At 63.6% G+C, this 19,670-nt stretch carries 17 protein-coding genes and 1 riboswitch; of the genes, 7 read left to right on the forward strand and 10 right to left on the reverse strand.

Annotated elements, in window-relative coordinates; all coding sequences use genetic code 11:
• Nucleotides 1-279: 279 nt before the first annotated feature.
• Nucleotides 280-2,586 carry a serine/threonine-protein kinase gene (locus H2510_RS17915; RefSeq protein WP_186629723.1) on the forward strand — a complete coding sequence of 769 codons (2,307 nt, stop codon included), beginning with the start codon at nt 280-282 and terminating at the stop codon, nt 2,584-2,586.
• Between the two features lie 7 nt (nt 2,587-2,593).
• Here H2510_RS17915 and hpt read toward each other — a convergent pair whose 3' ends face one another.
• From hpt to dacB, 4 genes are all read right to left on the reverse strand, one after another.
• Nucleotides 2,594-3,148, reverse strand: coding sequence for a hypoxanthine phosphoribosyltransferase (gene hpt / locus H2510_RS17920; RefSeq protein ID WP_186629722.1), 555 nt, complete (start codon nt 3,146-3,148; stop codon nt 2,594-2,596).
• Between the two features lie 62 nt (nt 3,149-3,210).
• Nucleotides 3,211-4,176 (reverse strand): tRNA lysidine(34) synthetase TilS, encoded by a 966-nt coding sequence (tilS, locus tag H2510_RS17925; RefSeq protein ID WP_397517385.1) that lies wholly within the window; start codon nt 4,174-4,176, stop codon nt 3,211-3,213.
• A 14-nt stretch (nt 4,177-4,190) separates the two neighbouring features.
• Nucleotides 4,191-5,258, reverse strand: a complete 1,068-nt coding sequence (locus tag H2510_RS17930; RefSeq protein ID WP_186629648.1) for a zinc-dependent metalloprotease — start codon at nt 5,256-5,258, stop codon at nt 4,191-4,193.
• On the reverse strand, nt 5,255-6,664 hold the full coding sequence (gene dacB, locus H2510_RS17935; protein ID WP_186629649.1) for a D-alanyl-D-alanine carboxypeptidase/D-alanyl-D-alanine-endopeptidase: 1,410 nt from the start codon (nt 6,662-6,664) through the stop codon (nt 5,255-5,257). Before dacB ends, H2510_RS17930 begins: the two co-directional genes overlap by 4 nt.
• A gap of 132 nt (nt 6,665-6,796) precedes the next feature.
• Here dacB and H2510_RS17940 point away from each other — a divergent pair, with 132 nt between their 5' ends.
• Nucleotides 6,797-7,288, forward strand: coding sequence for an inorganic diphosphatase (locus tag H2510_RS17940; protein WP_186629650.1), 492 nt, complete (start codon nt 6,797-6,799; stop codon nt 7,286-7,288).
• A 114-nt stretch (nt 7,289-7,402) separates the two neighbouring features.
• Nucleotides 7,403-7,876 (forward strand): PAS domain-containing protein, encoded by a 474-nt coding sequence (locus H2510_RS17945; RefSeq protein WP_186629651.1) that lies wholly within the window; start codon nt 7,403-7,405, stop codon nt 7,874-7,876.
• 67 nt (nt 7,877-7,943) lie between these two features.
• Here the strand turns inward: H2510_RS17945 and H2510_RS20925 are convergent, their stop codons facing one another.
• The 4 genes from H2510_RS20925 to H2510_RS17960 form a co-directional block, all read right to left on the reverse strand.
• Entirely contained in the window at nt 7,944-8,396 is a 453-nt protein-coding gene (locus H2510_RS20925) for a MarR family winged helix-turn-helix transcriptional regulator (RefSeq protein ID WP_315901415.1), read from the reverse strand.
• Between the two features lie 6 nt (nt 8,397-8,402).
• On the reverse strand, nt 8,403-9,230 hold the full coding sequence (locus tag H2510_RS20930; RefSeq protein WP_261393010.1) for a crotonase/enoyl-CoA hydratase family protein: 828 nt from the start codon (nt 9,228-9,230) through the stop codon (nt 8,403-8,405).
• 66 nt (nt 9,231-9,296) lie between these two features.
• Nucleotides 9,297-9,518, reverse strand: a complete 222-nt coding sequence (locus H2510_RS17955) for a DUF6480 family protein (protein WP_186629652.1) — start codon at nt 9,516-9,518, stop codon at nt 9,297-9,299.
• 29 nt (nt 9,519-9,547) lie between these two features.
• Nucleotides 9,548-10,129 (reverse strand): helix-turn-helix domain-containing protein, encoded by a 582-nt coding sequence (locus H2510_RS17960; RefSeq protein ID WP_315901423.1) that lies wholly within the window; start codon nt 10,127-10,129, stop codon nt 9,548-9,550.
• Between the two features lie 131 nt (nt 10,130-10,260).
• On the opposite strand from H2510_RS17960, the gene H2510_RS17965 reads away from it, so the two are divergent.
• Both H2510_RS17965 and H2510_RS17970 read left to right on the forward strand, forming a co-directional pair.
• The gene (locus H2510_RS17965; protein WP_186629653.1) at nt 10,261-11,253 is read left to right on the forward strand and encodes a hypothetical protein; all 993 of its coding nucleotides are present in this window, start codon (nt 10,261-10,263) and stop codon (nt 11,251-11,253) included.
• A gap of 39 nt (nt 11,254-11,292) precedes the next feature.
• On the forward strand, nt 11,293-11,766 hold the full coding sequence (locus H2510_RS17970; protein WP_186629654.1) for a YbaK/EbsC family protein: 474 nt from the start codon (nt 11,293-11,295) through the stop codon (nt 11,764-11,766).
• A gap of 99 nt (nt 11,767-11,865) precedes the next feature.
• On the opposite strand, the gene H2510_RS17975 is transcribed toward H2510_RS17970, so the two are convergent.
• Nucleotides 11,866-12,405 (reverse strand): hypothetical protein, encoded by a 540-nt coding sequence (locus tag H2510_RS17975; protein WP_186629655.1) that lies wholly within the window; start codon nt 12,403-12,405, stop codon nt 11,866-11,868.
• A gap of 141 nt (nt 12,406-12,546) precedes the next feature.
• Nucleotides 12,547-13,959 (reverse strand): aminotransferase class V-fold PLP-dependent enzyme, encoded by a 1,413-nt coding sequence (locus H2510_RS17980; protein WP_186629656.1) that lies wholly within the window; start codon nt 13,957-13,959, stop codon nt 12,547-12,549.
• A gap of 54 nt (nt 13,960-14,013) precedes the next feature.
• Nucleotides 14,014-14,129, reverse strand: a riboswitch (SAM riboswitch).
• 221 nt (nt 14,130-14,350) lie between these two features.
• On the opposite strand from H2510_RS17980, the gene H2510_RS17985 reads away from it, so the two are divergent.
• Together H2510_RS17985 and H2510_RS17990 are read left to right on the forward strand one after the other, a co-directional pair.
• A complete protein-coding gene (locus H2510_RS17985; protein WP_186629657.1) occupies nt 14,351-18,280 on the forward strand; it encodes a Pls/PosA family non-ribosomal peptide synthetase in 3,930 nt (1,309 codons plus the stop codon).
• Between the two features lie 26 nt (nt 18,281-18,306).
• Nucleotides 18,307-19,620 (forward strand): M1 family metallopeptidase, encoded by a 1,314-nt coding sequence (locus tag H2510_RS17990; RefSeq protein ID WP_186629726.1) that lies wholly within the window; start codon nt 18,307-18,309, stop codon nt 19,618-19,620.
• Nucleotides 19,621-19,670: the final 50 nt, after the last annotated feature.

Below are 19,670 nucleotides of genomic sequence, written 5' to 3' on the forward strand. Positions count from 1 at the left end.
CCGGCCGCGCACCGGATGATCCAGGTTACCGCGAACGGCAACCGACTGCCCCAGGTGCATCACGTGCACAAACGGGCCGGCAACACTGCTGCATTGCACAACGCATCTCCCCCTTCAACGTCTCCCCTGCCCCACAGGTTCCCCACCACAGTCTTGTTGTCCGGACCTACCGCTTTCGGCAGAGGACAACGACGCTGGAGGGTCTATCCTGTCAAAGTGCAGCCGGGCTCGGACAGAGTCACCCTGAATTCGGATGGTGTCACAACCTATCCGGACGGCATGGCAGTGCCAGAGCACGCCGACGCGGCAGCTGAGCTGCTGAGATCTGCATGGCGGACGAGTACCTCGACGGCTGATCCACGGGCGCCCGACCTTGCCGAATTCCTACCCGATTCGACAACTCTGCGGCATCGGTGGCTCGTAGCGCTCATCTCGGTCGACCTCCAGGAGCGCTGGTTACGTGCGCACTCACCCAAGCGACTGCGGGACTACTGCACGGAATTCGACCTCGCCGAGGCTCTGCTCCCGGTGGGATTGATCTACGAGGAATTCTGCGTGCGGCGTCAGAGCGGGGACTCGGTATCGCCGTCCCACTACGTCGCGGAGTATCCGGTGCAGGCCGCGGCGCTGGCCGAACTGCTCAACGTCGTACCAGGGGAAACCACCGAGCTTTCCTCGACCGAGCCGGAGTCGGAGCTCGATACCACCCAGGTGGAACCCACGACCGTCGACATGACGGGAACCGCATCCGCCGGACTGGAATGGACCCGCCCCGGATCCCAGGACGAACTCGAGGACCTCGACGTCGGCGATCGGTTGGACGATTTCGACTTGCTGATGGGCCTCGGCCGTGGCGCTTTTGCACGGGTGTTCCTGTCCAGGCAGCGCTCGATGCAACGAATCGTGGCGGTGAAGATTTCCGAGGACCGAGGGACCGAACCGCAGACTTTGGCACAGCTCGACCACGACTACATCGTTCGGGTGTTCGATCAACGTGTCCTCCGGGACCGCGGGCTGCGACTGCTGTACATGCAGTACGTGCCTGGAGGCACGCTGCTCAATGTGCTCGGAAGGGTACGGGCGAATCGAGAAGTCGACCGCGACGGACAACTACTTCTCGACAGCGTCGACGCCTCGCTCGCCGACAAAGGCGGCCTTCGCCCCACCGACTCGACTGTGCGCGAACAGATTTCGTCCCTGTCATGGCCGGAGACGGTGGCGTGGATCGGCCGTCGACTCGCGGATGCACTGCATTACGCAGGCGAACGCGGTGTGTTGCATCGCGATATCAAGCCGGCAAATGTGTTGTTGACTGCCGAGGGCGTCCCCAAACTGGCCGACTTCAACATCAGCTTCAGCGGCGCCGTGGCAGGGGACAGCCCAGTCGCCTATTTCGGTGGATCGCTGAGCTACATGTCGCCGGAACAATTGGAGGCCTGCCATCCCGGCAGGCCAGGGCGCGCCGAAGATCTCGACACACGCAGCGATCTGTATTCGCTCGCGGTCGTGCTGTGGGAACTGTTGACCGGCCACAAGCCGTTCCCCGACCCCGACGACTCCGCGGCGGGTGACCGTACGACTATCGACGGCCTGCTCGGGGCGCGCCGGGGCGGAGTCGGCGCGCAGGCACTGTCCGAACTGCCAGAAAACTGTCCCGCGACGCTGCGACGCATCCTCGTCAAATGCCTCTCACCCGACCGGGACGATCGCTGGGCCACCGGCCAGGAAATGGCTCAACAATTCGACCTGTGCCTCGACGCACGCGCACGTAATTTGGTCGACCCACCGCCCACCAGCGCCCGCCTGAGACTTCGGCCCTACACGGTTCCCATCATGACCCTCGCAATCGGCGTTCCCAATGCCGTCGCTGCGGTCTACAACTATCAGCACAACAAGGCACTGATCATCAGCGACCTCGCCCCGGCAGCGCAGGAGAGATTCGGGATCGTCGCGACGGCCATCAACGGCCTGGTCTGGCCCCTGGGATTGGTGTTGATTCTCTGGTTCTGCCGTCGAGTTCTCGCAGTTCCGCATGCATTGCGGACCGGAAAAATTGTTCCGGAAGAGCGATTGGCCCAAGCAAGAGCAGACACGCTCACGGTTGCGGGCCGAGTGGTCGCGGTATGCCTTGGGCTGTGGGTCGTCGCAGGTATCGCATTTCCGGTGTCCCTGCAGTTCGCCGCCGGTTCGGTGCCGACCGAAGCGTACGTGCACTTCATCGCATCGCTCGTAGTCTGCGGCGCGATGGCAACCGCCTACCCGTTCTTTCTGGTCTCGCTGTTCACCGTTCGATGCCTGTACCCGTCGCTGCTTCCCTACGGCCGTGCAGGGAGCGGAGACGCCTCACGACTGCACACGTTGCAGCGCCGTAGCGTCGGATTTTTGACCGTCGCCGCGTCGATTCCGCTGATCGCCGTGGGTGGCCTGACCTTCGTTCCTGCCTCGGACATCCCCAACATCATCGACGTCGTACGGGTCGTCTGCGTGGGCGGAATTTTGGCATTCGTCGCGTCGTACTCGATTTTCCGGCTGATCGAGGGCGATCTGAACGCGCTGCTGCGAGTCGTGTCCCGCCGGTCCCGCTAGGCCGGTTTCAGCCGCCGTACACCTTCGGGTGAAGAGTTCCGATGTACGGCAGATCGCGGTATCGCTCGTTGTAGTCGAGTCCGTATCCGACGACGAATTCGTTGGGAATGTCGAAACCCACGTTCGCGACCTCGATGTCCACCTTGATTGCGTCGGGCTTGCGAAGCAGTGTCACCACCGACAACGAGGCCGGGTTACGAGTGGCGAGGTTGCGCATGAGCCAAGACAGCGTCAGACCCGAATCGATGATGTCCTCGACGATGAGTACGTGACGGCCGCTGATGTCGCGGTCGAGGTCCTTGAGAATCCGAACCACTCCGGAAGAGGACGTGGACGAGCCGTACGAGCTGACCGCCATGAACTCGAGCTGAGTCGGAATCGGGAGCGCGCGAGCAAAATCCGTCATGAACATCACGGCACCCTTGAGGACACCGACCAGGAGAAGATCACCTTCTGGCGCGCCCTCCGGATAGCGCTCGGCAATCTCGTTGGCAAGCTCGATCGTACGAGTCTTGATCTGCTCCTCGGAGATGAGAATCGATTCGATATCGCCCTCGTACACGGCGCTTCCCTTCAATTGTTTCTCGTACCTTCACAACTGTTGCGGATTCAAGCACCGCCGTTTCACAGGCTCCACTCTTGCTCGAGCACCAGACTGCCACGTCGACGCGCGACCACCAACCTGGCGTCGGACGCTCCCGAACGGACGGCAACCCCGCCCTGCCCACGCCAATGTCCGACGAGATCGTCGATCAGCCGTAACTGCTTGTCCGACAGCGCCTTCACACCACTCCGCAGCAACCACAATCGCAACGCCCGACGACGCAGCGCAGCGGGGACCGACGTGAGGGTCGTCACGTCCACTTCGGGTTCGGCAAAGTTCTCCCGTACCAGGGTCTCGGCCATGGCGTCGAGAACCATGAGGTCTTCACGAAGTTGCGTAGCCGTGCGAGCAAGAGCCGCTGCGACGCCACCACCGAGCGCATCTTCGAGCAGCGGCAGAATCTCGTGTCGAAGCCGGACGCGAGTGAAATCGGTGTCGGTGTTGTGCGGATCCTCGAACGGCGTCAACCCCAACTCGGTGCACGCTTGCCGGGTCACTGCTCGCCGAACCCCCAGAAGTGGTCGGCCCCACGGCCCATCGATCGCGGACATACCGGCGATCGATCGCGGCCCGGAGCCCCGCGAGAGTCCGAGCAGAACGGTCTCCGCTTGATCGTCGAGAGTGTGAGCGAGGAGGACCGTGGCGTCGCCTCGGTGGCGGTCCAATGCCTCGTATCGCGCGCGACGGGCCGCGGCCTCCATTCCACCCGAGCCGCCCACGGTCACCGTCAGCACCGACGCGTCCACGCACCCCAGCTGCAGTGCCGTCGCTGCGGCCGTTGCTGCCACCGTGGCCGAGCCCTGTTGTAGCCCGTGGTCGACGACGAGTGCTCGGACGTCCGGGGCCTCCGCGGCCACTGCAGCGGTCAGTGCAAGCGAATCGGCACCGCCGGACAGTGCGAGGACCACTGGGCCCGGGCTCGACGCGAGCCACCGCCGAACTGCCTGCCGCAGCTCGAGGATTGCAGGCTTCTCCGGCAGCGCCACCCCGGTACGCCGCGTCATCGAAGTACGCGGGCGATCCACCGGTCGGGGTCCTCGATCTCGTCGAGCAGCGGCAACGTGGCGGCGTCGGTCCAGATGATGTTGAACTGCTCCATGCCGACCCTGCCGACGACGTGGTCGACGAACGCTTTGCCTCGCACGTACTGCGCCATCTTCGCGTCCATCCCGAGCAGTGCTCTGATGACGCGCTGGAGTGGGTTCGTCTTTCGCCGACGCCTGCGCTCGAACGCCTGGCGGATCTGCAGGACCGAGGGCACCACTGCCGGCCCGACTGCGTCCATGACGTGATCGGCGTGACCTTCGAGGAGCGTCCCGAGCACGAGGAGCCGATCGATCGCTTCCCGCTGGGCCGGGGCTTGCGTTGCGCGCAGCAGCCCGACGATGCCTGCGTCCTCGGCTTTGTTCGACTGCTTACGGTTCTTCAGCGCGCTCGTCAACCTCGTGGCGAACTCACCGATCGGTTCGTCGACACCACCGGACAACAGTGCGACGGAACTGCGCATGTAGTCGCCCAACCACGGTGCCGAGGAGAACTGAACTCGATGTGTCACCTCGTGCAGGCATACCCACAGCCGGAAGTCGCTGGGCGGCACTCGCAACGCCCGCTCGACGGCGACGACATTCGGTGCGACGAGCAGAAGCGTCCCGTGCTCACCGGTGAACGGGTCGTACTGACCGAGAATCGCGCTGGACAGGAACGCGAGCATCGCGCCTGCTTGCAGACCCGCGGGTTTACCGCCGAGCAGGCCGGACGGAGGTTCTGCATCGGCGTCGCCGGTCAGGTGTTTCATCGATGCCGATGCTGCGTCGATCCACCCTGCCCGATCGACGACAAGTGCCTGCGGTACCGGAAGTCCGTCGGCGAGACCGGTCGTTTCACGTACCGGTCCTTCGGCACGCACCGAGGCCTCCGACAACTCGGCGACGACCGCTTCAGCGGTGTATCGGGAGATCGACGGTTCTTTCGGAGCCAATTTGGCACCGGTCTTCGCCGCCAGCGCCCAATCGACGGACCCACGAAAGCCTGCTGCGTTGTCTTCGGTGTCCGCTGCGTCGTTCGTCATCGGCAACCACACAGTCTGAGAGTAGCCGCCACCGCGTCGAGCGCCGGTCTGCTGACTTCGGGTGGTCGGTCGTTGGACATCAACGCGAACGTCAACGTCCGGCCTTCCATGTCCACTACGTACCCGGCGAGAGCACTTGCGGCCGACAAGGTGCCGGTCTTGGCCCTGACCCAGCCTGCTCCGACGCGTTCGGCGCTGGCGTATCGATCCGACAGCGTTCCGGTGGACCCGGCGACAGGAAGGTAGTCGAGCATCGGGCGGAGTTCGGGTTTGCCCGATCCTGCGGCCGAAGTCAATATTTGATCGAGCAGTCTGGCCGGAATCACCCCGTCGACCGACAGTCCGCTCGAATCGTGCAGCTCGAGTCCGGACATGTCGTACCCGGCGGCGAACAGTGTCTGCTCGATCGAGTCCACCGCACCGGTGAAAGAAGCCTGCGCATTGGTCTCGATGGCGATCTCGCGCCCGATGGCTTCTGCGAGGACGTTGTCCGAACGGCCCATCATCTGACCGAGACGATCACGAAGAGGTGCAGATTGGACACTGGCCACCTGATCGGCACCGGGTGGCGCCGCACCGATCGACACCCGTGCCGGGTCGAGCCCCAGGCCCCGGGCCAGCGCGCGACCGGCATCGAGAGCCGGTTCGACGCTTCGGGGCGACTCGTCTTCCAGCGGATCCGATCTGCCACCGTCGATCATGATCGGTTCGATAGGCGTGATGTAACCGGCCGCGATGTCAGGAGCAAACCATCCCTGTGCCATCGTCGGACCGCTGTAGATGGACGTGTCGACGACGATTCTGTCGACCGGCGTACCGGATTTGGATATCTGCTCCACCAGATCGTCTATACGCGCCGAGCCTGAGTAGAAGCTTTCGCTACCCAGGGGCCGAGCAGTGATCGTCGGATCGCCTGCGGCCACGATGACGATCTCACCAGCGGATTGTCCCTTCACCACACGGGTCGTGACGCGATGTTCCGGTGACAGCGCGAGCATCGCCGCGCCTGCAGTCAAAACCTTGGTCGTCGATGCGGGAGTCATCGGGGTGTCCGGGCCCGAGGACCACAGCACCTCCCCTGTGACGGCGTCGGCCACAGATCCGGTGAACGCGCCGAGATCAGGTGATGCGACCACCGGCGCGAGCGCGGCCGCCATACCTGGGACGGAGGGTGCAGGTGACATGTCCGACATCGGCGCGATGGACGGTACGAGAGTTACCGGGTCCGGCTCGGGTGCGATCGACACCTCGGAGTTCGTCTCGGATCCGTGCGGGACGATGGCCGCAAGTGCTGTTCCGCCTGCCGCAACGACCGACACCGCAACGAGAATCAGAAGAATGCGGGTTCTTCGTCGCCGTCTTCCAGCGGTGGGACCGAGATTTCGCTTGGTCAACCTGGCCAACATTCCTCCATCGGTGTGTACTTCTCCCCGTTGCCAGTTTCTCCAACAGTATCCTCGGGTCCGGTACGCTGACCCCGCCACCATCGTGCGTCACTCGAGACGCAAGACGAGAACAAAGAAGAGCGAGGGCAGCACGTGTCGTTCGACGTCACCATCGAGATCCCCAAGGGTCAGCGAAACAAGTACGAAATCGACCACGTTTCCGGTCGAATTCGCCTCGACCGCTACCTGTACACGGCGATGGGTTACCCGGCCGACTACGGCTTCATCGAGAACACCCTCGGCGAGGACGGCGATCCACTCGATGCTTTCGTCCTTCTCCCGGAATCCGTTTTCCCCGGAGTCGTCGTCGAAGCCCGCCCAGTGGCAATGTTCAAGATGGTGGACGAGGCCGGCGGCGACGACAAGGTCCTCTGTGTGCCCGCAGGCGACTCACGCTGGGACCACATCCAGGACCTCAGTGATGTCTCGACATTCGAATTGGACGCGATCAAGCACTTCTTCGTCCACTACAAGGACCTCGAGCCGAACAAGCACGTCACAGCAGCGGACTGGGTAGGCCGGGCCGAGGCTGAAGCCGAAATCGCTGCATCGTTCAAGCGCTTGGCAGACAATCCGGCGCACTGACAACTTTTCGACACCGGCAGTTCCGCACTTCGTTACCCGCAGGGGGAGTGTTCACCCTTCCCCTGCGGGTACGCAGCACATCATGGTTCGATCGACGCACTAGTGAGGAGATTTATGAGCGAAAGCAATTCCGTCGATTCGTCGGCAGGAGATACGGGCGAGCGTCGTAAGAACAGGCAAGCGAGCTTCGTTTCCGATGCAGGACAATTTCCGGAGCTACCGGTGACGGTCGTTCTCGACCGAATCCCCGTACCGATTCTTGCCGTCGATCCCAGTGGCGCAATCGTGTTTGCGAACGAAGCCTTCGACGAACTCTTCGGCACCGAGGAATCGGCTCGTGCGGACTTTCATTTGCACGACATCTTTCCCGATCAGGCCCCCGAGGGCGTCAACGTCGCCGATATGTTCCTGACGACGGTTGCCACGCGAGCCGATTCGCTGTGGCGCATGACCGACAAGACCGGTGATGTGGTGCAGGTTCGCGCCAGCAAGTCGATCCTTCGCCGAGCCGAGGACACGGTCGTACTAGTTGCGCTGGAGGACTTCACCGATCAGCTCTGGAACGACCCCAAGAGCGCGCTGCGCTGACGCCGGGTCGTCATGCCTCGCTCCGGGAAGCCGGAGGAGGAGACATGACCGACCTGGGGTTCTGCCGTCACGAGCCTTTGGACGTTTCCACTTTGGATCGCTCGTAATCGGTCAGAAATCTGTCCAGCAGTTCGACCAACGTCGCACGGTCGTCGTTCGACCAGTCTTCGATGATCTTGCCGATGTGCGCGGTCCGCCGCAGCTGAATTCGATGGACTACCTGCTTGCCGGACTCTGTGACGGCGAGTGCGAACGCCCTACCGTCGCTCTCGTCGCGAACACGTTCGACGTGCCCACGGTCGACGAGCTGGGCGACCTGCCTGCTCACCGTCGACGGGTCCGAGTTGACCAGTGCCGCCAACTCACTGGACCTCATCGGGCCGTCTCGAAGCAATCGAAACAAGCACACGAATGCTGCTCCGTCGACGCCACCGGACTCTTCGGTCAGCTGCGCAATCTTGCGGTCCCGTGCGCGCTGCAGACGCACCAGCTGGGTACCGATTTCTTCGGCGTAATCCACGGTGGGTCAGCTTCCGGAGAACTCTGCCGGGCGCTTCTCGAACACTGCGGTGATCGCCTCGGTGAGATCGTTCGAGGCGAGGAAGGCCGCGTTCCAGGCAGCTACGAATCGCAGGCTGGCGTCGACGTCGGCTGCCCGTGAGTTGTCCAGAACCTCCTTGACGCCCTGCACCACCAGAGGCGGGTTGGCGGCAATCTCTGCTGCTGTGGCCCGAGCACCGGCGATCAGCGCGTCGTGGTCCTCGAACACGTCGTTGACCAGTCCGATCTTCTCGGCGCGAGCGGAGTCGATGTCTTTTCCCGTCAATGCGAGTTCGCGAAGGTGACCGTCGCCGATGATCGCGGGCAGTCGCGCGAGCGAACCCATGTCGGCGACGATGGCGACCCGCACTTCACGAACACTGAACTTGGCGTCGGAGCTGGCGTACCTGATGTCGGCGGCACTGATGAGATCGAGGCCACCGCCGATGCACCAGCCGTGCACGGCTGCAACGACGGGCTTGCGGCAGTCGGCAACGGCGTTGGTGGCCAACTGCATCCGCTTGATCGTGTTGTGGAATGCGGTGCGCGGACCGGCGAGAGCCTTGTCGGCCATCAGCGGCGCGAACTCACCTGCCATCGCTGCCAGGTCGAGACCGAAAGTGAAGTGTTTGCCGGAGCCGACGAGGAGTATTGCGCGTACGTCGGGATCAGCGTCGAGCTGAGCGAAAACCAGTGGACATTCGTTCCAGAAGTCCGGGCCCATCGCATTACCTTTGCCGGGACCGATCAGGGTAACTACCGCCACATGGTCGGCGATTTCGACGGAAAATGCGTTCCAGGTTTGTTCCTTCATGCCGCTGAGCCTAGCGGGCCGCCAGCTCTCGCCAACTAGTCCAGCGGGCCGCCCGCTCTCACCTATCTAGTAGAGACCGAAGATTCGACCGATCAGTCCAGCCGCGACGATGATCACCACCAGCCCGATGAGCCCGAGAAACACGATAGGCAATGCCAACCCTCGTTGCGGCGGTTCGTGCTGCGGACCACCGACGCTGGATTCCGCCGGTGGCGTATCTCCGGGCTGAACACCGCCGCCTGGTTCCAATCCTGAGGTTTCGTTCGGGTCGGGGTTCTGAGCACTCATGTGAAGTCGGGTACCCGATGAAATCCGCTTCAATCTTGCTCGGTCGCCCGGGCGATCGCTCCTGCAAAGAGTTCGGTGATCGCTGCACCGATCGTTCGTTCGTCGATCTCGTCTGGATCGACGGAATGCTCGACGGACAGTCCGGAGATCAGTGCCATCAGTGACGTCGCGACTTCTCGCGCGTCGAGGGTGTCCGTTACGCCCCACACCTCGGCTTTGGTCGAGATCAGGGTGGCGAGTTCTTCTCGTAGGAGTCGACGCTCGCGTCGGTAGCTCTCCGCCAACTTCGGGTCTCGACCTGCATGTATGCCGAACTCGGTCACCAGCAGTGGCCACCGGGGCTCGGCGACGATCCACGACGCGATGGCGCTACCACCCGCTCCGGCAGCGTCGCCGGGGCCGAGGTCGGACACGTCGTCGACGACTCGTGCGGCGAGTTCCAACGAACGGCGCGAGAGCAGCTCGGCGAACAGCGCCTGTTTGGACTCGAAATTGGAGTAGACAGCGCCCTTGGTGAACCCGGCTCGTCTGGCGATGTCTTGGAGTTTGGCTGCCGCGAATCCGTGTTCGGTGAACTCGTCGGCTGCGGCGTCGAGCAGCCTTTCACGCACGTTCTCACGCCCAGGCCTGGCCGACGCCATGTGTGTCGACAACCACTCTTCTTGACCGTCTATCGTCACGATACCTAGAGTATTCAATACCTTAGGTATTGACAATTCATTTGACAGGGGAGTTCACATTCATGCGCAAGGTTGTCTGGTTAGCGGCCGGAGTGCTGATACTCCAACTCGGCTTCATCCTCAGTTACGTAGCTGCTTTCCATCAGCCCACCCCGCGTGAAATTCCGATCGTGATCGTTGCCGCGCAAGGACTCCCTGCCGGCCTGGACGCCGATACGGCCGACAAGCTCAACGCCATCGAAGGCACTCCCCTCGAAGCCCGCACCGCTGCCAGCACGGGCGACGCGCGTGCGATGATCCGCAACCGAGAGGTGCTGGGCGCCTACATTCTGAGCCCGACGGGCACGGACACACTCATCACCGCCAGCGCCGCAGGCAGTTCCATTGCCACCTCGCTCGACGCGATCTTCACCAAGATCGACAAGAGCCAGAACCGCACCTTCGTCGTTCGCGACGACATTCCCGTGGGCGTCCACGACAACCGCGGATTGTCCGGCTTCTATCTCTCCGTCGGTTGGGTAGTCGGCGGGTACCTCCTCGCCGCGGCAATCGGACTCCTCATCGGCGCACCGAAGTCGCTACGCGAAGCTTCGACTCAATTCGGGGTACTCCTCGGCTATTCGATCCTGTCCGGCATCTTCGGTGCGTTCATCACCACGCATGTTCTCGGAACGTTCACCGGCCACTGGTTCCCACTCGCGCTACTGGGAACGGCCGTGGTTCTGGCAACGGCACTGTTCACGCTCGGGCTACGCGCTGCGGTGGGTGTTGCCGCTGTGCCGATCTCGATCATCGTGTTCGTCATTCTCGGAAACCCCAGCGCCGGAGGCGCATTCGGTCCGAATATCCTTCCCGCGTTCTATTCGGCCGTCGGCCACTGGATCACACCGGGAGTCGGCACCGAAGGCGTTCGGAGCATTGTCTACTTCGCCGGCAACGGCCTCGGGCAGCCCGCACTGGCACTCGTCCTCTACACGGTGGTCGGTCTCGCCCTGTTCTTCGGCTTCACCTACCGCACACAACAGAAACCTGCAAACCTCCCGGTCCACGCCTAGCACGAAGCACGGACTGCCGATTGGCAATACGCTTGCCCTATGCCCCGGCTTCTTCACCCGAACGCAGCCCACGTCGCGGACGTCCTGATCTCGCGTGGACATCACGGGGTGGTCGTCACCGCGCCAGTGCCGACAGTGACCGCCGACGCCGCCGCCGAATCTCTCGGCGTCGACGTCGGCGCGATCGTGAAGTCCCTGGTGTTTCTGCTCGACGACGACCCAGTGTTACTGCTCGTCTCCGGTGCGCACCGCGTGAACCTCGATCGGACAGGCCAGCGACTGGAGGGCACGTTGTCGCAAGCTCCGCTCGATCTGGTCAAGCACTGCACCGGTCAACCGATCGGAGGCATCGCACCGGTAGGTCACCCGACGAATCTACCCACATACATAGACGAGCAATTGGCCGAATACCCCGAATTATGGGCTGCTGCAGGGCATCCGAACACGATCTTCAGAACGACCTATTCGGAACTGCTCCGCATCACCGCCGGACTTGCCCTGTCCATGACATGACAGCAGAGGCTGCGGGGACATGACAGCAGAGGCCGCGGGGACATGACAGCAGAGGCCGCGGGGACCTGAGGGCAGATGCGGCGCGAGTAATAGTGCGAGCTACGAGGCGAGCACTCGCGAGCCGGGTCGAACTCCGGTGGCTCCCGCCACGTTCGAGGCCGAGAACGCAACGCCACGATCTTCCAGCCACGGCACGACGCCGTACGCGACCTTGCCGAAATTCGCTTCTTGGGGACCCACCGAGATCAGGGTGACGCCATCGGCGACGTCAGCAGCTTTCACATCGGCTATCAGACCTGCCAGCCCGACGGGTGTACCGATATAACGAATCGAGGCCGGAACTACCGGAGCGTCGAGTCCGGCAAACTCTCGACGGGCAGTGCGCGCATCGTCCGCAATGTGAATCTCGATATCGAGGAACACGACCACATCGTCGGCGACCTTGCCCGACTCGACGGCCTCGGCGCGTAGCCGAGTACGCAGATTCTGCGCTTCCCGTAGGTCTTCGGCCTGAATTCTCACCATCTCCGAAGTCGGAGTCGAGTCGGTGAGCTCGGTCCACTGCCCATTCAGGTCGAGGGCCACCCGGATGGGGCGAGCGTGGAGGTGATCAGAGGTGATATCTGAACTGTGCGACATGCGATTGTGTCCTTCGTACGAGGCAAGGGATGCGGCTTCTGAATGGGGTCTAACCCGAGCGCCTACAAGATCCGGACGATGTCCGGCACAAATCGACGTACCTGTCGTACCAGCGACGGTTGCGCCACAAGACAATTGCTGTCATATCCCGATGCTAACCGCTTCAGCCGGCGATGGGGATTCGTCCCACTCAGCGGCACCTGGCTCCCCGAGGGCACTCACCGGCACCGTGGCAGGAACACAGGGAGATCCGACTCCTGCCTTCCCGTCTACGAGATCGGGGAAGGGACGCGGATCTGGCACCGGGTTCCACCATCCTTCTTTCTCCTCGTACGTCCACGAAGCACCCTCGTACACGAGCCTGGTTATGGCTTCGAGCAGGCGATCGACGTCGGCGCTGGAGCTTCCCAGACCGAGGCTCGCACGCACTGCCCCGTCGGGATGTCCGAGGCGCGCAAGAAGCGGGTGCGCACAGAATTTGCCGTCTCGAACACCGATGCCATGCTCGGCCGACAGGTAGGCAGCGATCTCACCGGGGCCGAAGCCGTCGATCGTGAATGTGACGATCCCCACAGTATCCGGAGAGTCGGTCCACACTTCGAGCAAGCGCACGCCGGGGGTTGCCGTCAGTCCGGCGCGCAATCGGTCCGACAAAGCACGCTCGTGCTCGACGGATCCCAACCTCTCGTGCTCGGTGAGCGCCTCGCACGCCGCAGCCACTGCGGCGACGCCGAGGACGTTGGGCGTGCCGGCTTCGTGACGCGCAGGCGAGCGCGCCCAGGTAGTGGATTCCACGCTCACACTGTGCACAGCACCGCCACCCGCAAGGTACGGCTGAGCCGCATCGAGCCAATCGCGACGACCCACGAGCACACCTGCGCCGTGCGGGGCGTACAGCTTGTGGCCGGAGAAGGCGAGGTAGTCGATGCCGAGGTCGCTGATGTCGACCCGCCGATGCGGTACCAACTGGGCGCCGTCGACGAGTATGCGTGCACCGTACCGATGAGCCAGATTTGCGAGTTCACGAATGGGCAACACCTCACCGGTGACATTCGAGGCGCCCGTGATGGCAAGCAACGCAGCAGGTTTCGTGGCGAGCTCGACCTCGATGCGCGCCACTGTCTCCGCGAGGGTGTCGGCGGCAACGACGACACGTCGGTCCCGCCATGGCAATAGATTTGCGTGGTGCTCGATGTCGAGGACGACTGTCTCACCGGGCACGCACTGCGCCAGCAGATTGAGCGAGTCGGTGGTGTTCCTGGTGAAGATCGTCACCGAATCACTCTGTGCAACTACAAAATTCGACACAGTCGTGCGAGCCTTCTCGTACGCCGCCGTCGACACGCGCGAGGCGTAACCCGCGCCGCGGTGCACACTCGAGTAGTAGGGCAGCAACTCGATGATCCGATCGGTCACCGCGGCTAGAGCAGGAGCACTGGCGGCGTAGTCGAAATTCGCATAAGCGCAGGTGGTGCCGTCGACCAGCGGGACCTGAAGGTCTGCCCCACTGACCACGGCGAACGGTGCGCACGAGCTTTCGAGAACAGCAGTCATGACAAATATCCCCTTGTACATCAAGGGACCCGAAATATCGAAGAAGGACGATCGAGTCCGCGCTTGCCGCGCCGGTATTCCGGCGTCAGCCAGGTCGTCACCCGGAGCACCCCACCGCGGAGGAGGGTTGCCGACCAGCAAGCCGGGGCTCGATGCTGGTACTCATGACCTGTGAAGAGGATGGCAAACGGTCTGCGACGTTGTCAACCCCTCCGGTAGGAAATCGCGTCTCCAGCCGCTCCGAGGCCGTATCCCGAGTAGAATTCGCGCGGTGTCGAGCCTCAACGATCCATCCCTCCGTTCACCTTCCGGCCACCCGAACATGAGATAACGACCATCGAGGTTCACTCGCAATTCGGCAACCAACGAGAAGAAGGACACCCCGTTTTCTGTGCAACCACAATCGGATTCGGCCCCCGAACTGCCTTCGAACGACGTACCCCCCGACTTCTTGCGCTCCGAGCACGCGCCCGAGCAGCGCACGCTCATCGATATTCTCCGCGCCACAGCAGAGCAATACCCTGACGCACCCGCAATCGACGACGGCACGGTCGCGGTGTCCTACAGCGAATTACTCGTAGATATCGACGAGGGATCACAGTGGCTGTATCGGGCCGGTGTTCGCCGCGGCGATCGCGTCGGAATCCGAATGCCTTCGGGATCCTTCGCCCTGTACGTCGCCATCCTGTCGATTCTCAACGCGGGCGCGGCCTACGTGCCCGTCGACGCAGACGACCCGGACGAGCGCGCCGAACTCGTATTCGGCGAGGCCAAGGTCACTGCGGTGGTGACCGCGAACGGAATCGTTGCCGGTACAGCCGAAAAGAACACAGCACCCGCCTCGGACGTCGGCGCCCCGACAACCGAGGACGACGCCTGGATCATCTTCACTTCCGGTTCGACCGGGACCCCGAAGGGGGTGGCCGTGAGCCACCGCAGCGCGGCGGCCTTCGTCGATGCAGAAGCGCGCATGTTCATGCAGGACGATCCACTCGGCCCCGGCGATCGTGTGCTGGCGGGTCTGTCCGTGGCGTTCGACGCGTCGTGCGAGGAAATGTGGCTCGCCTGGCGTCACGGCGCCGCACTGGTGCCCGCGCCGCGATCGCTCGTGCGCAGCGGCCTGGACCTGGGTCCGTGGCTCGTCTCGCGCGACATCACCGTCGTATCGACGGTTCCCACTCTGGCGGCCCTGTGGCCTGCCGTTGCCCTCGAAGCAGTCCGGTTGCTCATCTTCGGCGGCGAGGCCTGCCCGCCCGAGTTGGCCGAGCGTCTCGCCGTGGACGGGCGTGAAGTGTGGAACACCTACGGTCCGACCGAGGCGACCGTCGTCGCCTGCGCATCGATCATGGACGGCAAGGGTCCGGTGCGCATCGGGCTACCGCTCGACGGCTGGGATCTCGCAGTCGTCGATGCTGCAGGCAATCCCGTAGCCGTCGGCGAAGTCGGTGAACTGGTGATCGGGGGTGTCGGACTCGCCCGCTACCTAGACCCCGAGAAGGACGCCGAAAAGTACGCGCCCATGCCCACGCTCGGCTGGGAGCGCGCGTACCGCAGCGGAGACCTCGTCGAACTCCAGCTCGAGGGTCTACTTTTCCAGGGCCGCGCCGACGATCAGATCAAGCTCGGCGGGCGACGCATCGAACTCGGCGAGATCGACAACGCGCTACAGGCCCTCCCCGGTGTCGCCGGCGCTGCTGCGGCAATCCGCACCACCGGCGCGGGCAACTCCGTACTCATCGGTTACCTGTCCAGCACCGACCCGAACTTCGATCTCGACGCCGCGCGCACGGTGCTCGCCCAGCAACTTCCGTCGGCGCTCGTTCCGCGGCTCACCCTCGTCGACGAGCTACCGACGCGGACGTCGGGCAAGGTGGATCGAAACGCGCTCCCGTGGCCACTTCCCGGCATGGGCGAACAGTCGGAGCTCGGCGGAACCGCAGGATGGGTTGCCGAACTGTGGACCGAAATTCTCGGCGCGCAGGTCTCCGACGAAAACGCCGACTTCTTCCAGAACGGTGGCGGATCGTTGTCCGCCGCGCAGTTGGTGACAGCGCTTCGTCAGCGTTTTCCCGAGGTCACCGTCGCGCAGTTGTACGACCATCCGCGGCTCGGCTCACTTGCCCGCATGCTCGACGACCTCGCACCGCCGGTCGACGTCGTGCCGCGTGAAGTGATCCCGACGCCGCGCCGGTCTCAGTGGATCCAGATCGCCGCAACGGTGCCACTGACCACGCTTACCGGCCTGCAGTGGGTCACCTGGCTCGGCATTCTCGCCAACGTCATGTCGTGGTTCGCCGACGTGCCATGGGCGCCGACGGTGTCCTGGTGGTGGCTCCTGGTCGCGTTCTTGCTGTTCATCACGCCGGTCGGCCGGATGGCGATCTCGGTCGTCGGCTCACGCCTGCTGCTGACCGGAGTGAAACCCGGCGCCTACGACCGCGGCGGCAGCGTGCATCTGCGCCTGTGGACGGCAACGCGCCTCACCGACGCCAGCGGCGCCTCCAACCTGTCCGGCGCGCCGTGGATGGTCTACTACGCACGAGCACTCGGCGCGAAGATCGGCAAGGGCGTCGACCTGCACACCATGCCTCCCGTGACGGGAATGCTCGAGCTGGGCGACGGCTGCTCGGTCGAACCCGAGGTGGATCTCACCGGTCACTGGATCGACGGTGACATCGTCTACATCGGCGGTATCAGGATCGGTGCGGGGGCAACCGTCGGCGCACGATCGACGCTCCTACCAGGCACTTCGGTCGGCAAGAACGCCGTCGTGACCGCCGGTTCCGCCGTCGTCGGACGGGTCAAAGCCGGCCAGATGTGGGCCGGCTCCCCAGCCACGAAAATCGGCAAGGCCGAGCACCCGTGGCCCGAGGAAACACCACCTCGCGCGACCCGGTGGATCGCGGCGTACGGCGTCGCGTCCCTGCTCCTGTCGGGTATGGCGATCTTCTCCATCGGCGTCTCGTTGGTGCTGATGGGTTGGTGGCTGCATACTGCGACGACGTTGCTCGGCGCACTCGGCCGCGGCGTACTGCTGCTACCTGTCGCCACGATGGTCTCCCTCGCGACGTTCGCGCTCATCACGGTGGCCGCGGTGCGTCTGTGCAGCATCGGCCTGACCGAGGGCTATCACCCGGTTCGCAGCCGAATCGGCTTTCAGGTGTGGGCAACGGAACGACTCATGGACTCCGCGCGCACCTTCCTGTTCCCGCTCTACGCCAGCTTGTTGACGCCGGGATGGCTGCGACTTCTCGGCGCCAAGATCGGCAAGGACGTCGAGGCCTCGACAGTGCTGATGATTCCGAAATTCACCACCGTTGCCGACGGTGCATTCCTCGCCGACGACACGATGATCGCCAGCTACGAACTCGGCGGCGGCTGGATGCACCTCGGGGATGCCAAGGTCGGCAAGCGGGCGTTCCTCGGCAACTCCGGCATGACGGGTCCGGGACGCACAGTCCCGAAGAACGGCCTCGTCGCCGTGCTGTCGGCTACCCCGGACAAGGCGAAATCCGGATCGTCCTGGCTCGGCAGCCCACCCGTGCGGTTGCGTCGCACCTCCGGGAAGACCGACTCCTCGCGCACGTTCGATCCGCCGACCAAGCTGAAGATCGCTCGGGCATTCGTCGAGACCTGCCGACTGATTCCAGTGGTCGTGACATTCGCGATCGGCCTGGGAGTACTGTTCGGTCTGTTCGCACTGGCCGACAGTCATGGGTACTGGCTGGCCGCGCTACTCAGCGGAGTCGTACTGCTGATTGCCGGTGCCGTCGCCGCTGCGGTGTCCGCGCTGGCGAAGTGGGCCTGGGTCGGCCGTATAGACAAGGTGGAACACCCACTGTGGAGCTCGTTCGTGTGGCGCAACGAAGTGTCCGACACGTTCGTCGAAACCGTCGCGGCCCCGTGGTTCGCGCGTGCAGCAGAAGGCACAGCAGTGCTCAACATGTGGCTTCGTTGGCTCGGCGCGGACATCGGCCACGGAGTCTGGTGTGAAACATACTGGCTACCGGAAGCCGATCTTGTGACACTTGCCGACGGTGCCACAGTCAACCGTGGGTGCGTTGTGCAGACGCACCTGTTCCATGATCGGATCATGTCCATGGACAGCGTCACCCTCGGACGAGGAGCCACACTGGGGCAGCATTGCGTCGCACTGCCTGCCGCTGGAATCGGCGAAGGCGCGACCGTCGGGCCGGCGTCGCTGGTGATGCGCGGCGACACCGTGCCTGCGCACACGCGTTGGCAAGGTAACCCGATCGCGCCGTGGGCAAAGGGCGATCCGTACCGCCGGATCACTGCGGCGGCCGAGGCGACCCTGTGAAACCTGGTTCGAAGACGGTGACTCCGATGTTCGACCTCGACGCCAACGATGCGCCGATCGACCCGTACCTGCCCGAGAGCGGCAACCGCGGATATCGGGTCTCGCGGTACGAGTTGGATCTCGAGTACAAGGTCGACAGCAATCGATTGACAGGAACAGCGCAGATCACTGCCATCACCACCGCGACCATCGCCAAGTTCGCGCTCGATCTCGGGCCTGCACTTCGGGTGTCCAAGGTGTCGGTCAACGGGTCCCGCTCGGTGAAGTTCTCACGCCAGCGCGGCAAGTTGAAGATCACCATGGCAAAACCGATCCTCTCGGGTGGGGCGCTCGTCGTCACCGTGCACTACGGCGGAATCCCCAAGCCCATCAACAGTTTCTGGGGTGAAGTCGGCTGGGACGAACTCGCCGAAGGCGCCATCGTCGCGAGCCAACCCAACGGTGCCGCGTCCTGGTTTCCCTGCGACGACCATCCTGGATCCAAAGCGAGCTTCGGCATCACGATCACCACCGACTCGCCCTACTACGCGGTGGCCAACGGAACTTTGGTGCGCAAGCAGACTCGGGCGAGCCGCACGACCTGGGTGTACGAGCAACCCGAGCCGATGGCGACGTACCTTGCCACCATTCAGATAGGTCATTACGAAAAGCGCGTCACCAGCACCGAGCCCGTACCGATAGAGGCGATCATTCCTCCACGGCTGCGTCGGCACTACGATCACGATTTCGGCCGTCAAGCCCAGATGATGGAGACCTTCGTACGCCTGTACGGCCCGTACCCGTTCTCCGCCTACACCGTTGTCGTCACCGATGACGAACTGGAAATTCCAATCGAGGCGCAAGGCATTTCGATCTTCGGCGCCAACCATTGTTCGGGTGATCGACGCTCCGAACGCCTTGTCGCACACGAGCTTGCGCACCAGTGGTTCGGCAACAGCCTCACGCTCGGAACCTGGGCGGACATCTGGCTCCACGAAGGCTTCGCGTGCTACTCCGAATGGATCTGGGTCGAAAACTCCGGTGGCGCAAGCGCTCACGACAAGGCACAGCGCGCATACGCCTTACAGCAGACTTTGCCGAAGGATCTGATACTCGGCGATCCAGGCAAGGCCAAACTGTTCGATGATCGGGTCTACAAACGTGGCGCGCTGGCACTGCATTCACTGCGGCGAACCGTCGGTGACGAGCGGTTCTTCGCACTGATTCAGCTGTGGACCAAAGATTACCGCTATTCGACGGTATCGAGCCAGGACTTCATCGACCTGGCCTCGCGCTTCGGTTGCCCGCGAACCCTCTGGGACAGCTGGCTCTATCAGGCGGAGCTGCCGGCGCTTCCGTAGGCTCCAGCGCTTTCGTAGGCTCCGGCGGCCCAAATTTACTCCGCTATTCG

This window comes from Rhodococcus sp. BP22 (assembly GCF_014281965.1).
In the GTDB taxonomy this organism is placed as follows: Bacteria; Actinomycetota; Actinomycetes; order Mycobacteriales; family Mycobacteriaceae; genus Rhodococcoides.